The organism is Affinirhizobium helianthi (assembly GCF_042680945.1).
In the GTDB taxonomy this organism is placed as follows: domain Bacteria; phylum Pseudomonadota; class Alphaproteobacteria; order Rhizobiales; family Rhizobiaceae; genus Neorhizobium; species Neorhizobium helianthi.
Genome location: NZ_JBHUEQ010000013.1, coordinates 86,597 through 101,078 on the forward strand (window position 1 = coordinate 86,597; position 14,482 = coordinate 101,078).

Sequence of the window (14,482 nt, forward strand, 5' to 3'; positions counted from 1 at the left end):
TCAAGCCATCCATTGCTGGATATAGGGCCAGACTTCAACACTTCCGTGGTAGAGCATGTTGAAGGTGACATAGACGATGACGGCCAGACCGAGATAGGCGATCCAGCGGTAGCGATGCAGCAGCTTCGCCACCAGATTGGCGGCAAGGCCCATCAGCGCGATGGAAACGATGAGACCGATGATCAGAACGGTCGTGTGCTCCTGTGCTGCACCGGCCACTGCCAGTACGTTATCGAGCGACATGGACACATCGGCAATCACGATCTGAGTGGCGGCCTGCAGGAAGGTCTTGTTGACCTTGGTCTTTTCCGCTTCTGCCTGAGACATGGCATCTTCAGCCGTGTGGTCCGCCGAGCGGAGCTCGGTCCACATTTTCCAGCATACCCAGGCCAGAAGAAGGCCGCCAAGCAGCTGCAGCCCGACAATGCCAAGCAGATAGGCGGTTACCGTTGCAAAGCCGATGCGCAGAACCGTCGCCGCAATGATGCCGACAAGAATGGCTTTGTTGCGCTGGTGAGCAGGAAGGCCCGCCGCCGCCAGGCCGATGACAATGGCATTGTCACCCGCCAGTACGAGATCGATTGCGATGACCTGGAAGAGTGCTGCCAGTCCCGCCGCTGTAAAAATTTCCATTTGCTTCTTGTCCCTTAGGCGCTTCGCCCCCGCGATTGCGCGCCTGTCCATTCTTTACCGAATGGCTACATAAGATTTCCGGCAGGATGACAAGAGGGGCCATAGGTTGTGGTGCAGATTTCTTGCGATCTGCACCAACTTTAGATTGGTCTACTTCAGGCGTTTCTTGAGGGCGTCGATCAGATGGCGTGCGAGCGCGTCGTAATCTTCATCGAAGTGATGTCCGCCTTCAATGCCGAGGGTTTCGATACCGCGTGAGGCGAGCGCTTTGCAGGCGTCCTCGTCATCCTCTGTGCCATAGACGCACTGTACCCGCTTTGGGTCAATCTTCTGCAGATCCACCGTCGGGTCGCCGCCGTCGCCTGTGCCGGAACCGCCAAGCCAGCCGGACACCGAGATTTCAAATTCGGCGGAGTTCGAAAGCGCCAGAAGAGACAACAGGATGACGCGGCTGCGGTCTGTTTCGGGAAGCTGGTTATAGGTAGAGGGAAGAATGTCGGCGCCGAAGGAATAGCCGACCAGCATCACATTCTGCACGTTCCACTGTTTGCGGTAGGCGCGAATGATCCGGCTGAGGTCCGCAGCGGTGGTCGCCGCGTCCTTCTTCGACCAGAAATAGCGAAGCGCATCCAGACCGACGACCGGGATTCCATCTCCCTGCAAGGCAGCCCCCACTTCGCTGTCAATGTCGCGCCAGCCCCCGTCGCCGGAAACGATGATGGCCATGGTGTTGTAGGCGGGCTTTGCCTCCAGAATGGTCAGAGGCAGGCCAAGCGGTGAGGAATCCGCGCTGCCCGCGTCGATGCGATCCTTCAGCGCCTGGACGAGTGCCGTATCGGCATCGCTGTCCTTTTCCTCGATGTCGATGTCGTCATGGTCAACCTTCAATGCCTTGGCATGGGCTGCACCATCGGCAGGGGCAGATTTCGTCAGCAAAATCGTGGTCGGAGCTGGCAGATCGCCATCGGTGAGGCCGTACTGTATGGCGTTGCCGATGCTCTTCTTCTCGGCGGGCGTGCACAAAACCTTGGGAAGCGTGATTGTTGCTTCCGGATCGACCGCAACGACTTCGCCAATCGTATGCGGCGGGCTCTGTGCGAGCATGCCGAGCGCATAGGCGCCGCCCGCGCCAACGCCAGCGACGATGGGGCTGCGATAACTGCCGTTGCCCAGCGAGCGCTGAACCTGTTGGGCCAGCGACTCGATGTCGGAGATCATATAGATGCAGTCGTCGCCATCCTTGCCCAGCGAGGCGATGTAGGACGGAAGATCGATGCCGATCACCAGCGCGCCCTTGTCCGTCAGTGCCTTTGCCTGCTGATCTTCCCGGGCATTCCAGCCATCCGCATCGGAGAGAAGAAAGATATTGGCCTTCACATCGCCCGATGGTTTCAGAATATGCGGGGAAGGGATCATGCCCGTATCAAAGGTCTGATCGCCTGATTGCGCGGCAGCCGGGCTGAAGACGAAGCCGCAAAGCATTGCAGAACACAGCAGAATGCGTCCGATTGTTTTTTTCATTTGCCAACCACACCGCGAACTCCGCCGCTGATCAAGAGGGTTACATCCATCAGCGCGAGCACCGCGCCTGTTCCACCCGCAACCGCGAAATAGCGGGGCTCCCATTTGGGATGGAACTTCGACTTGAAGGCCCTCAGGCCCTTGAAGTTGTAGAAGCGTTCACCGTGTTCGAAAAGGGTGCTGCCAATCCGATCCCATACCGGTGCCACTTCGCGCTTCGACATGCCGGAAAGAGGAGCCATGCCGAGATTGAACCACTGATATTCGGCGGTTTTTAGATGCTCGATGAGACTGACGAAGAGGAAATCCATGGCCCCGCGCGGTGCCTCCGGCGCAAATCGCATCAGATCGACACTCGCTTCAACCTTGGTATCCGTCAGGAACAGGGTGGCGAAGGCGACGATCCGCTCGCCCATGCGAATGATTGCAACCGGCATGGCGGCCACATAGTCTTCATCGAAGGCGCCAAGCGAGAAGCCTTTCTCGCGCGTTTGATGATGGGCCAGCCAGGACTCCGATACGGCCTTCAGCTCCGGCATGATGGCCGGAACCTTTTCCCTCTCCACGATGGAGAACTCCATGCCGTCGCGCTTGCCCTTGTTCAAGGCCTGCCGCAAACCGGCCAGCCTGCCGCCCTTCAGATCGAAGGTGGCAAGATTGACCAGTGCCATCTCGCCCAGCTTGAAGGCGCGCAACCCCGCATCGGCACAATAAGACAGCAGCGCAGGAGAGACCTGGTACAGCACGGCCCGCCCGCCAGCATCGCGTGCCCGCTCCACGAAGCGCCAGATCATCTCAGCCGTTTCCTCGCGGTCGCCGACCGGATCGCCCAAGGCAATCCAGGAACGGCCCTGGATGCCGTACATGATGAAACTGCGCCCGCTATCGGAGAACATGACATGCTTGTCGCCCATCCTTACCAGATTGGCATCGGCATTATCCTGTCCATCCACGATGGCAGAGGCCCTGGCGATGTCTTCGGCGGTCACATCGTCCGGACGGTTGAAGGCCGGTCGCAGCAGGCTGAAGATTGCAACGGCTCCGGAAAGAATGGAAACGCCCAGAAGCGCACGCAAACCACGCGGTGCTTCCCCGAAGAATTCGAACTGCCACCAGAGCTGATGGCTGTAATCCACATCGCGATAGACAAAGAGGAGAATGGTCGTTGCGCCCGCCAGGATGATGCCGATCGCCATGATCCAGGGTGTGCTGAGAACCTGGCTGAAAAGGGATGCAGGCCGCTGGAAACGCTTTCTGTTGAGCAGCATGGCGACGACGAAGAAGCCGAGGAAAGCTGCTTCGCCAAGCGCCACGGCGCGCAGAAATGAGAAGAGAAAGCCGAAAACACCGCATAGCAGGGCCACCCACCAGGCACCGTCGAGACGCTGCGCAAGGCCGCGGGAGGCGATGACCAGCCCCAGCCCCAGAAGGCTGGAGAGGAAATGCGCACTCTCGACCACGGAAAGCGGAATGAAGCCGGACAGGATGTCGAGATCAGTGTCGGGTGTCGGCGTGACGCTGGAGAAAATCAGCATGGTGCCAAGCAACAGGGCGAAAGCCGAGAGCAGTGGTGGCGAAAGCCTGATGGCCACATTGCCGATGTCGCTTGCCACCGGATGCTTGGCCAAAGCGCGCGCTTCCGAAACGATGACCATGACGATGGCAATCGTCAGCGGCAGCACGTGATAGATCATGCGGTAAAGCATAAGGCTTCCCAACAGGATATCCAGGCTGATCGCATTGCCCAGCGCGCCAATGATCACCGCCTCGAAAACGCCGAGACCTGCCGGGACGTGGCTGAGCACGCCGAGGCCGACGGCTGTTGCATAAATGGCAAAGAAGGACGGCCAGCCAATATTGGTCTGCGGCAAAAGCACATAAAGAACCGAGGCCGAAACAGCGAGATCTGCGGCTGTAATCAGGAACTGCCGCGACGAGGTCAATGTGTCGGGCAGACGCAGGCGAATGCGCATGATCTGCACATGTCGTCCATTACGGCCAACGAACAGAAGCGCACCCAGGACGATCAGGACCGCAACGGCGCCCAGGCGAAGATAGTAGGCATCGAAGCCGACGATGCTCGCAAGGCGCGGCGCGGTCACAAGGGCCGCAATGGAACTGACCGCCAGAAGGCCGAGACCGAAGGCAAAGGTGACGAAGGCGATGACGCGCGCGATGTCTTCCGGCGAAAGACCGAGGCGGCTGTAGGCGCGAAAACGGATGGCGCCGCCGCTGAGCGCGCCAAAGCCCGCCGTATTGCCGATGGCATAGGCGCTGAAGGCCGTGGCAGCCACCGGACCGACGGGTAATTTCCGGCCGATATAGTCAAGTGCGTTGAGATCGTAATAGATCAGCGCCACGAAACTCAGCGCGGTAAACAGAACGGCCAGACCAATCGCTCTCCAGCTGGTCTTGGCAAGGGCATCCACCACTTCATCATAGCGAACTTCGTGCGTCAGCTTATAGACGGCAACTGCCATCATCGCGAACACGAGCAGCATGGCCAACCAGGTCAGATAGAAACGGAATCGCGCAAGGAAGGCGATCAGGCGATTGCTGTGCGGCGCATCCGTTGAAGAACTTTCGTGAGCAGTCATAAAGCACCTGGTTGCAGATCAAGCATTTCCGGCGTGAGTGTCGTACTCAATTTGGATGGAAACGCTTACTCCTCTCGCTGAAACTTGGACAAAACTACGGCGTCATCCAAAACTATGCAGGCTTTTCTCTTTTATTTCATGTGACCTGAAACGAAACAGATTCTGACTCGGAAACTTTGCGTCGCTGGCCTCGCTGCGGGGCCGTCCGGTGCGTCAGGCTCGTCGCCATGGCTTTAGACCGTCCTCATGAAATTTCCTTAAAGAAATGCCTAAAATCATAGGCAATGGTCGTTCGAGACAAATAAGAGACGAACGCGGCCTGACCGGATCAAGCCCTTCGGTCGAGCGGTTCGCGCCAGCCGGGACGAGGGGTGCGTGACGCCGCCCATGCAGGCATGCCCGCCCCACGGAAATCGGGGCATAGGATCGACCAACCCGTTCAGACAGCATGTGTTTTCCCCATTACTGGCGGCTTCCGCTTGAGGCGCAGGTGCCCGGGGCACCCATCGGCAAAATGCGCGATCCTGGCCAAAATACACCGCTAGAGACGAATTTATTCAGGTTCCGACCCCCACAGAGAAAAGCTTTCGCGCTATTTCGCACGCTCAGCGTCCATATCGGGCGCAGCTTTATGGTCATAGGAAGTTGTCATGCCTGAAAATCCTTACAAATCCTCCTCATCGATAGAATAGAATGTAACGGATTTCACACAGGGCATCGGCAATGCATCAATCTTTGCATTCTTCAGCATATCAGGTTTTAGGAAATCGCTTGAGCCGGGTCGCGCATTAACTTTCAAGCAAGGAATTAACCATACAACTAGAGCTACACGGCGAAATGGGATGGATGCCAACCTTCCTCCCTTTCGGGCATGAAGCCGCGCCGACGTACCGGTTTCGACCCGGTATACTCTCCATGACAACTCAAGGTTATGCGTAAGTCTTGCGCCGGTTTGCACTTCGGGTTTCAGCCCTTCTGCAGATCTGTGTGCGATCTTAAGACGCCATTATCGTTTTCATGGATGAATGCGGATGCGAGCTCGAGGGTGTCGGGCGCGAATGGGATCACACACCGGTCGATCATGCCGGTAATTATGGGGATGAGCCTTGGCTCAAGACGCGGGATCGGAACAAACCAGGAAGGCGCAAGCGGGCAGCTTGCGTGACCGACTGGCGTTTGCCGGCCTCGATGCCGAAAGTTGCGAGCTGCTGCGCAGGTTTCGCCCCACGCTGGAAGCCCGCCTCAAAGAGGGCTTGCGAGATTTCTTCCACCGGCTGCAATCCTCCTCCGAAGCCATGCGCTTTTTCGAGAGCGACCTTCAGGTAGAGCGTTTGCACGATCTGCAGGCATCTCACTGGAGTGTGCTGACGGATGCCCGGTTCGATGCGCTCTATGCCGAGCGTGTCAAAGTGCTTTCGGATGCAGAAGGGCGCATGGGGCTGGATCCGCGCTGGCATATCAGTGGCCATGCGGTGATGCTCGAGAATCTGATTGACGGGCTGCTGGAGCAGATGGCGCCGAAATCGCTTCTGCCCGCCTCGCGCAAGCGGGACAAGGAAATTACGGATGCCGTGCGTGCTGTCATTCGGCTCGTGATGGTTGATGTTGAAATCGCCATTTCGCTGCGCATCAACGAATTGCGGCAGAAGCAACAGCGGGCGCTGGCCATGCAGCGCGAGAAGGATCAGGCGGAAGCCAATGATCTTCTGGGCCCGGTTGCCGCGGCCCTTGCAAGCAAGGATCTGACGGTTCGCATCGGTGAGGCGCGCCCCGAAGTATATACCGAGCTTTGCGAGCTTCTGGATCAGGCGCTCGACGCGATGACGGCGGCGCTGGAAAATGCCTCCGCACGCCTGGTGCGCGCTGAGGAAATGACCACCGCGCTTTCCACCGATGCAAGGCAGGTGGCGGATGAGGTGGTGGCCCAGGCGCAAGCGCTGAGCACGACCTTTAATGAACTCTCGTCTCTGACCGACAATGCCCGGGCAAGTGCTGCTGAATCGGCTGTCGCGGAAAAATCCGTGGCCCAGGCCCGCCGCGCCGCTGAAGAAAGCGGAGAGGTGGTCGGCAAGGCGATCAGCGCCATGTCGGACATTGAGCAATCTGCCGAGAAGATCGGCCAGATTATTGGTGTCATCGATGAAATCGCATTCCAGACCAACCTTCTCGCACTCAATGCGGGAATTGAGGCTGCCCGTGCCGGAGATTCAGGCCGCGGCTTTGCTGTCGTTGCGCAGGAAGTTCGTGCCTTGGCACAACGGTCTGCCGATGCGGCGCGTGAAATCAAGCAGCTTGTCAGCGGCACCAAGAGCCAGGTCGATGCGGGCGTGAAGATGGTTCATCAGACGCAGCAAGCGATTGGCGGTCTGGTGGAGCAGGTTAAATCGATCAACGACACGGTTACCGGCATTGCCAGGGCAACGGACGATCAGGTGCGCTGTCTCGAACAGATGCGTCTGGATGTTGAAACGCTGGATCGTCGCATGGCTGCAAGCGCCGAGCGGGCGCGCGCCGTCGGCGATAATGGCGATAGCCTGCATACGGTCATCATTGAGCTTGGCCGCACCGTTCGGGAATTCCGGATCGAGCGGCAGGCGGAGAAGGGTCGCATCTGGGAGGCGCGCCGTCCTCGCGGAGAAGACAGAAACGAACTTGGCGATCATGCGGATCTGGCTGGAGGCAATCTTGCCTTCCTGCCATCGCAGGCGGTCGCCTTTGGAAGATAGACGGTCTAAGGGCCGGTTTTGACATTCTATCGGCCCGAATGCGGTGCCGTGGCGAAGTTTGAAGGACGAGGGTTGAAGGAATGGCAGTCAAGAATGCACAGGCAGAGACAGTGAAGCTGGCCTCAGTTCTGGACCTCAACGAGGCGTCCAATCTGCATGGTCAATTGTCATCGCTGCGCGGCAAGGATGTGTCGATCGACGCATCCGCTGTCGAGCGTGTTGGGGTGCAATGCGTGCAGGTTCTCATGGCGGCAGTGAACGCCTGGGAAAAGGACCAGAAGAGCTTCGTGTTCAACAAGGTTTCTGATGCATTCACGAAGACCATGCAGCTCATCGGCATCAATGTAGATCACCTGCTCGCGAAGGAGATTCGGCAGTGAAGAAGAAAGTACTTACCGTGGACGATTCACGGACGATCCGGAACATGCTTCTGGTGACTCTCAACAATGCCGGTTTCGAGACCATTCAGGCCGAAGATGGCGTGGAAGGTCTGGAAGTTCTCGAAGAATGCAACCCGGATGTCATCGTAACCGACATCAACATGCCGCGTCTCGATGGCTTTGGCTTTATCGAGGGTGTGCGCCGCAATGAGCGCTATCGCGCCGTGCCTATCCTCGTACTGACCACGGAAAGCGATGCGGAGAAAAAGAACCGCGCGCGCCAGGCCGGTGCGACTGGCTGGATCGTCAAGCCTTTCGATCCCGCAAAACTGATCGATGCGATTGAGCGTGTAACCGCCTGAACCGGGAATTCCTGCGATGGATATGAACGAAATCAAAGAGATCTTCTTCCAGGAGTGCGAGGAGCAGCTCGCCGAACTGGAATCTGGTCTTCTCAAGCTGAATGATGGCGACCGTGACCCGGAAACGGTGAATGCCGTCTTCCGTGCGGTGCACTCGATCAAGGGTGGTGCCGGTGCGTTCGGCCTGGATGACCTGGTTTCGTTCGCTCACGTGTTCGAAACGACGCTGGACTGCGTTCGCTCGAACAAGCTGGAACCAACGCAGGATGTTCTAAAGGTCATGCTGAAGTCCGCCGACGTGCTGGCGGACTTGGTGGCAGCCGCGCGTGATGGAGGTTCAGTCGACGAAGGACGCAGCCGCGGCCTCGTGAAGGAACTGGAAGCGCTCGCACGCGGTGAAATTCCGGCCGGTGGTGGCTCCGATGCGCCAAAGGCGGCTCCGCCGAAGGCCGCGCCAGCGCCCGTTGCCGCAGCACCTGCGCCGGCTCCCACGGATGATAGCGGTTTCCAGCCTATCCCGTTTGCCTTCGAGGGCTTCGGTGATGAAGATGCTGCACCGGCAAAGACTGCCTTCGAAGTCAGTTTCAAGCCGCGCCGCGAACTTTACGGTAAGGGCAATGAGGCCGCTCTTCTGCTGCGCGACCTGTCGCGCGTTGGTGAGATGAGCATCAACTGCGACACGGACAGCTTGCCGGACTTCGACAAGATGGATCCGGAAGGCGCCTATTTCAGCTGGACGATTGTCGTCAAGACCGACAAGGAAGAGCAGGCCATTCGCTCGGTCTTCGAATTCGCTGAATGGGATTGCGATCTCGAGGTGAAGCTGGCGGAAGCCTCGCAAGAGGAACTGCCGATGGTGCCCGTTCCCTTCGACCTCTCCGCGCTTGACGAGGGTGGAGCCGAGGATGAGAGCGGTCGTGACGATGCCTCGCAGGATCAGGCGGCTGCTCTGGCTGCTGCCGAAACGGCAAGCAATGTCACCAAAATGGCCGCGGCCGCAGCGCGCGTCGAGAAGAAGGAAAGCCAGGCCGCAGCCGCTGCTGCCGCCGCAGCCGCAGCCGCTGCCGCCAATGCAACGGCCAATGCCGCAGCAAACAGCGCTGGCCAGACGATCCGCGTCGATCTCGATCGCGTTGACCGCCTGATCAACCTGGTGGGCGAGCTTGTCATCAACCAGGCCATGCTGTCGCAGAGTGTTATCGAGAACGATGCGACGGGCACGTCGTCCATCAATATGGGCCTGGAAGAGCTGCAACAGCTCACTCGCGAGATCCAGGACTCGGTTATGGCGATCCGCGCCCAGCCGGTAAAGCCGGTCTTCCAGCGCATGTCCCGTATCGTCCGCGAAGTGGCCGATATGGTGGGCAAGTCGATCCGCCTGATCACCGAAGGTGAAAACACCGAAGTGGACAAGACGGTCATCGACAAGCTGGCCGAGCCGCTGACCCACATGATCCGTAACGCTGTCGACCATGGTATCGAAAGCCCGGAACGCCGTGAGGCTGCGGGCAAGAATCCGGAAGGCACCGTCAAGCTGACGGCAAAGCACCGCTCCGGCCGTATCGTCATCGAACTGGTGGACGACGGTGCAGGTATCAACCGCGAAAAGGTTCGTCAGAAGGCGATCGACAACGACCTCATTCCGGCAGATGCGAACCTCTCCGACGAAGAAATCGATAACCTGATCTTCATGCCGGGCTTCTCCACGGCCGACAAGATCTCCGATATTTCCGGCCGCGGCGTCGGCATGGACGTCGTCAAGCGATCGATCCAGGCGCTTGGTGGTCGTATCTCGATCAGTTCGCGTCCGGGTCTCGGTTCGACCTTCACCATGAGCTTGCCGCTCACGCTGGCCGTTCTCGATGGCATGGTCGTCACCGTGGCTGGCCAGACGCTGGTGGTGCCTTTGACCGCCATCGTGGAAACCTTGCAGCCGGAAGCGTCCAGCATCCATTCCTTTGGTGCAAACCAGCGGTTGATTTCGATCCGTAACTCCTTCTGCCCGCTGGTGGATGTTGGACGGATCCTCAATTTCCGCTCCACGCAGGCCAATCCGATTGAAGGCGTTGCCCTGCTCGTGGAATCGGAAGGTGGTGGCCAGCGCGCCCTTATGGTCGATGCAATCCAGGGGCAGCGTCAGGTCGTTATCAAATCTCTCGAAGCAAACTACACGCATGTTCCCGGCATCGCAGCCGCTACCATCCTTGGCGATGGACGCGTTGCCCTCATTCTCGATGTCGATGCGGTCGTTGCCGCTTCACGCGGCCAGTCGCTGCGTGGCGACGGTGCTTTGAAGTCGGATATGTCATTGGCAGCAACGGGTTGAGTGTATGTCGTACGCCGTGAAGAATCTTGCGCAGGGTAGTCGGGAGCTCATCGCTTTCCGCATTGGCGATCAGGAATTTTGCGTCAACATCATGTCAGTGCGGGAAATCCGCGGCTGGACGAAAGCGACGTCACTTCCACATTCGCCATCCTATGTCATGGGCGTCATCAATCTTCGCGGGGCTGTGCTTCCGATCGTCGATCTCTCAGCCCGCCTCGGTATGCGGCGCGCTGAACCTACACCACGCCACGTCATTATCGTCGCTCAGGTCAAAAGCCGGGTGGTTGGTCTTCTGGTCGAAGCTGTCTCGGACATACTGACGGTGACGGACGAAAACATTCAACCGGTTCCGGAGGTCTCCTCTGATCTTGAGAAGCAATATGCACGCGGCATCCTGGCCATCGACAAGCGGATGATCTGCCTGATCGAGTTGGACGCGATTTTCCCGGAAACTGAAAGCGAAGCTGCATGAAAGCGACAGGTCTCGTAGATACCCGGCAGTCCCCGGACGAGGTCTTGGCCAGCGGAGAATATCCGCTGACACGCCGAGACCTGTCCGAAATTGCCGCGATGATCTATGCCGATGCCGGCATCTATCTGAACGACACCAAAGCCTCCCTGGTATACTCGCGCTTGTCGAAGCATATTCGCAATCTCGGTCTCAGCGGCTTCCGAGAATACTGCACCCTGGTTGCCTCCCCGGAAGGGGCAGGCCCGCGCCGTGAGATGCTTTCCCATCTGACGACGAACTTCACGCGGTTCTTCCGCGAAAATCACCATTTCGAGCACCTGCGCGATGAGGTGCTGCCAGGCTTGATCAATCGGGCAAAAAGCGGTGGCCGCGTCCGCATCTGGTCTGCTGCCTCGTCTGACGGGCAGGAACCCTATTCGATCGCCCTGACGGTTTTGTCCCTTCTGCCCAATGCAGCGGATCTGGACTTCAAGATTCTGGCAACGGATATCGATCCGAAAATTCTCGCCCTGGCGCGTGCCGGGGTCTACGACGAGAATTCGCTGGAAACTGTCTCTGCGCCGATGCGCAAGCAGTATTTCCGTGAAGTGGATGTCGGTGGTCGACGTAAATTCCAGATCGACGATCGCGTCAAAAAGCTGATCACCTACAACGAATTGAACCTGATGGCGCAATGGCCATTCAAGGGCCAGTTCGACGTGATCTTCTGCCGGAACGTGGTCATTTACTTCGATGAGCCAACCCAGATGAAAATCTGGCAGCGCTTTGCTTCGCTTCTGCCTGTGGGCGGTCATCTTTACATTGGCCACTCCGAGCGCGTGACGGGTGACGCAAAGAACCTTTTCGATAACATTGGAATAACCACCTACCGCTATACTGGCAAAGATGCGGGGAGGAAGGGATGAGTATGCCTGCCAGAGTTCTTGTTGTCGATGACTCGCCCACCATGCGTGGGCTGATCACGGCTGTGCTGAACCAGGATCCAGAGGTCAACGTTGTTGGCCAGGCCGGGGACGCGCATGAAGCACGGGCTGCCATCAAGCAGCTCAATCCAGATGTGGTGACGCTCGATATCGAAATGCCCAATATGAACGGGCTCGAATTTCTCGAAAAGATCATGCGTCTGCGTCCCATGCCTGTCATCATGGTCTCCACCATGACGCATCAGGGGGCCAACGCCACGCTTGCCGCGCTGGAAATCGGTGCCTTCGATTGTGTCTCGAAGCCTGTGCCGGGGGATTCGCGTCCCTTCGGCGATCTGGCGGAAAAGGTGAAGGCAGCGGCACGCTCCAAGCGCGGAAGAACCCAGGTTTCTGCGGCGCCGCCGATTGCGCCCGCATCGGGATACCGGGTCGGCCGGAAGGTCGTCGCCATCGGTTCCTCCACCGGAGGTGTCGAGGCACTGATCGCCGTGCTGCAAAAATTCCCGCCAAATTGCCCGCCGACGGTTATTACACAGCACATGCCGCCGACGTTTACGAAAAGTTTTGCAGAAAGGCTTAATCGTCTTTGTGCTCCTGTGGTGCAGGAAGCAACCGATGGTGCCCGTCTGGAGATCGGAAAGATCTACCTGGCTCCCGGTGGTGAGAGGCATCTGCAGGTCGTCAACCCCTCTGCTCCAAGCTGCCGGCTTGTTGAGCGCGATCCGGTCAACGGCCACAGGCCGTCTGTCGACGTACTCTTCGATTCGGTGGCCGAACTGGCGGGACGGAATGCTGTCGGCGTCATCCTGACCGGTATGGGTCGAGACGGCGCTTCCGGATTGCTCAAGATGCGTGACGCAGGTGCGCGCACCATCGGGCAGAACGAGAAGACCTGCGTGGTCTACGGCATGCCCCGAGTGGCCTACGACATCGGGGCCGTCGAGCAACAATTGCCGCTCGGCGCCATCGGAGACGAAATCTTGAAATTAACTGCTGCCCGAAAAGAAGGTACCGAATAAATGTCTCTCGCTGAAAAAATAAAAGTTCTGATCGTGGATGATCAGGTAACGAGCCGGCTGCTGCTCAGCGACGCCCTGACACAGCTCGGCTTTAAACAGATCACAGCTGCGGGTGATGGCGAGCAAGGCATGAAGATCATGGCCGAGCAGCCGCATCATCTGGTGATCTCCGACTTCAACATGCCGAAGATGGACGGTCTCGGTCTGTTGCAGGCCGTGCGTACGAACCCGAACACCAAGAAGGCCGCCTTCATTATCCTGACGGCCCAGGGTGATCGCGCTCTCGTTCAGAAGGCCGCTCAACTGGGCGCAAACAACGTTCTGGCCAAGCCCTTCACGATCGAAAAGATGAAAGCTGCAATCGAAGCCGTATTCGGAGCGCTTAAATGAACCAACTGGCCGCAGCCAAGCGGATGAATATCATCCAAGGCGAGTATAAGGTAACGGATGACCCAGATGCCGTCATTACGACGATCCTGGGATCTTGCGTGGCTGCGTGCCTGAGAGATCCGGTCGCGGGTGTAGGGGGGATGAACCATTTCCTGCTCCCGGGCAATGGTCCAGGGGGCATGTCAGGCGGGGATATGTCGCGCTACGGCGTCCACCTGATGGAACTCCTGATCAACGGCATCCTGAAACGTGGCGGGCGGCGCGATAGACTGGAAGCCAAGATCTTTGGTGGAGCCAAGACCATTGCCAGCTTTTCCAATGTGGGAGAGCAGAACGCGACTTTTGCGACCCAGTTTCTGCGTGATGAAGGCATCTCCATCGTCGGTTCCTCGACGGGCGGTGACTTCGGGCGGAAACTGGAATATTGGCCTGTCAGCGGCCGGGCCAGAACCTATCCCTTGACCGGTGCGGAAACACAGAAGACCGTGGCTCAGGAGCAGCGCCCAGCGCGCCCGGCCAAGCCAGTCGAAAGTTCAATCGAGTTTTTCTGATCGGAGAAGCAATGTCCGAACTGCATGCACAGCCATCGCTTCCCGCAGACGAAAAGCTGCCGGACGTCCTGATGCGGATCGTCAGCGAACTGCACGATGTGGCCTATCTTATCGAGCGCGTCGAACCACAACTGCTGGAAATCGGCGGCGCCTCGATCCTTCAATCGCCTGACAGCATGAAAGTGCTCCAAGGCATCGATCTTGCTGTGCAGAAGGCGAGGGGACTGGCGGAGTTCATCGATACCATCACCGCCGACATTCCCGATGACTGGACGGTGGACGTGACGACGGCGCTGAGCCTGGTAAAGCTTGCCGATATGCACAAGGCATTGAGCAACGGCTTGCGCCACGGCCATTCACAGCCTCTCTCGAAGGCTGCGGGTGATTTCGATTTCTTCTGACCGTTTTCGGTAGCTCCCCTTCAAGGGCAGCCTGTTGATTAATGCATTGTCAGGATCGCGATCCGTTCGTGAATTTAATCAAAACGCTATAAACGCCAAACGTGCGGCCTAGGGTCGAAACCCAATCAGGGTATTGATGAGATTAGCTATCCATGATTCACTTCCTGCAGCAACAGGAGTG

13 protein-coding genes are annotated in these 14,482 nt (G+C 58.3%); 10 read left to right on the forward strand and 3 right to left on the reverse strand.

Annotation, left to right across the window (positions count from 1 at the left end):
* The 3 genes from ACFSE1_RS07650 to mprF form a co-directional block, all read right to left on the reverse strand.
* The gene (locus ACFSE1_RS07650; protein WP_377398773.1) at positions 1–633 is read right to left on the reverse strand and encodes a TerC family protein; all 633 of its coding nucleotides are present in this window, start codon (positions 631–633) and stop codon (positions 1–3) included.
* 150 nt (positions 634–783) lie between these two features.
* A complete protein-coding gene (locus ACFSE1_RS07655) occupies positions 784–2,154 on the reverse strand; it encodes a virulence factor family protein (RefSeq protein WP_377398775.1) in 1,371 nt (456 codons plus the stop codon).
* Positions 2,151–4,751: a bifunctional lysylphosphatidylglycerol flippase/synthetase MprF gene (gene mprF / locus ACFSE1_RS07660; protein WP_377398778.1), complete on the reverse strand. Its 2,601-nt coding sequence runs from the start codon at positions 4,749–4,751 to the stop codon at positions 2,151–2,153. The genes ACFSE1_RS07655 and mprF overlap by 4 nt, the downstream gene beginning before the upstream one ends.
* A 1,106-nt stretch (positions 4,752–5,857) precedes the next feature.
* Between mprF and ACFSE1_RS07665 the strand changes: the two genes are divergently transcribed.
* From ACFSE1_RS07665 to cheT, 10 genes are all read left to right on the forward strand, one after another.
* On the forward strand, positions 5,858–7,477 hold the full coding sequence (locus ACFSE1_RS07665; RefSeq protein WP_377398781.1) for a globin-coupled sensor protein: 1,620 nt from the start codon (positions 5,858–5,860) through the stop codon (positions 7,475–7,477).
* A gap of 80 nt (positions 7,478–7,557) precedes the next feature.
* The gene (locus tag ACFSE1_RS07670; RefSeq protein ID WP_377398784.1) at positions 7,558–7,857 is read left to right on the forward strand and encodes an STAS domain-containing protein; all 300 of its coding nucleotides are present in this window, start codon (positions 7,558–7,560) and stop codon (positions 7,855–7,857) included.
* Positions 7,854–8,219 carry a chemotaxis response regulator CheY1 gene (gene cheY1 / locus ACFSE1_RS07675; RefSeq protein ID WP_062555331.1) on the forward strand — a complete coding sequence of 122 codons (366 nt, stop codon included), beginning with the start codon at positions 7,854–7,856 and terminating at the stop codon, positions 8,217–8,219. Before ACFSE1_RS07670 ends, cheY1 begins: the two co-directional genes overlap by 4 nt.
* Before the next feature lie 16 nt (positions 8,220–8,235).
* Positions 8,236–10,545 (forward strand): chemotaxis protein CheA, encoded by a 2,310-nt coding sequence (locus tag ACFSE1_RS07680; protein WP_377398788.1) that lies wholly within the window; start codon positions 8,236–8,238, stop codon positions 10,543–10,545.
* Positions 10,546–10,549: 4 nt separating this feature from the next.
* A complete protein-coding gene (locus ACFSE1_RS07685) occupies positions 10,550–11,017 on the forward strand; it encodes a chemotaxis protein CheW (protein WP_377398791.1) in 468 nt (155 codons plus the stop codon).
* Positions 11,014–11,922, forward strand: coding sequence for a protein-glutamate O-methyltransferase CheR (gene cheR / locus ACFSE1_RS07690; RefSeq protein WP_377398794.1), 909 nt, complete (start codon positions 11,014–11,016; stop codon positions 11,920–11,922). The genes ACFSE1_RS07685 and cheR overlap by 4 nt, the downstream gene beginning before the upstream one ends.
* Entirely contained in the window at positions 11,919–12,959 is a 1,041-nt protein-coding gene (cheB, locus tag ACFSE1_RS07695) for a protein-glutamate O-methylesterase CheB (protein WP_377398797.1), read from the forward strand. Before cheR ends, cheB begins: the two co-directional genes overlap by 4 nt.
* Complete coding sequence (locus tag ACFSE1_RS07700; protein WP_062555336.1) at positions 12,960–13,349, forward strand: response regulator; 390 nt, start codon at positions 12,960–12,962, stop codon at positions 13,347–13,349. It begins immediately after the preceding gene.
* Complete coding sequence (gene cheD / locus ACFSE1_RS07705) at positions 13,346–13,900, forward strand: chemoreceptor glutamine deamidase CheD (protein ID WP_377398800.1); 555 nt, start codon at positions 13,346–13,348, stop codon at positions 13,898–13,900. The genes ACFSE1_RS07700 and cheD overlap by 4 nt, the downstream gene beginning before the upstream one ends.
* A gap of 11 nt (positions 13,901–13,911) precedes the next feature.
* The gene (gene cheT, locus ACFSE1_RS07710) at positions 13,912–14,301 is read left to right on the forward strand and encodes a chemotaxis protein CheT (RefSeq protein ID WP_377398803.1); all 390 of its coding nucleotides are present in this window, start codon (positions 13,912–13,914) and stop codon (positions 14,299–14,301) included.
* Positions 14,302–14,482: the final 181 nt, after the last annotated feature.

Excerpts from the sequence above, each read along its gene's own strand:
- mprF (WP_377398778.1), bottom strand. The coding sequence starts at position 4,751 with ATGACTGCTCACGAAAGTTCTTCAACGGATGCGCCGCACAGCAATCGC.
- cheR (WP_377398794.1), top strand. The coding sequence starts at position 11,014 with ATGAAAGCGACAGGTCTCGTAGATACCCGGCAGTCCCCGGACGAGGTC.
- cheB (WP_377398797.1), top strand. The coding sequence starts at position 11,919 with ATGAGTATGCCTGCCAGAGTTCTTGTTGTCGATGACTCGCCCACCATG.
- ACFSE1_RS07685 (WP_377398791.1), top strand. The coding sequence starts at position 10,550 with ATGTCGTACGCCGTGAAGAATCTTGCGCAGGGTAGTCGGGAGCTCATC.
- ACFSE1_RS07680 (WP_377398788.1), top strand. The coding sequence starts at position 8,236 with ATGGATATGAACGAAATCAAAGAGATCTTCTTCCAGGAGTGCGAGGAG.
- ACFSE1_RS07670 (WP_377398784.1), top strand. The coding sequence starts at position 7,558 with ATGGCAGTCAAGAATGCACAGGCAGAGACAGTGAAGCTGGCCTCAGTT.
- cheD (WP_377398800.1), top strand. The coding sequence starts at position 13,346 with ATGAACCAACTGGCCGCAGCCAAGCGGATGAATATCATCCAAGGCGAG.
- ACFSE1_RS07655 (WP_377398775.1), bottom strand. The coding sequence starts at position 2,154 with ATGAAAAAAACAATCGGACGCATTCTGCTGTGTTCTGCAATGCTTTGC.
- ACFSE1_RS07700 (WP_062555336.1), top strand. The coding sequence starts at position 12,960 with ATGTCTCTCGCTGAAAAAATAAAAGTTCTGATCGTGGATGATCAGGTA.
- ACFSE1_RS07650 (WP_377398773.1), bottom strand. The coding sequence starts at position 633 with ATGGAAATTTTTACAGCGGCGGGACTGGCAGCACTCTTCCAGGTCATC.
- cheT (WP_377398803.1), top strand. The coding sequence starts at position 13,912 with ATGTCCGAACTGCATGCACAGCCATCGCTTCCCGCAGACGAAAAGCTG.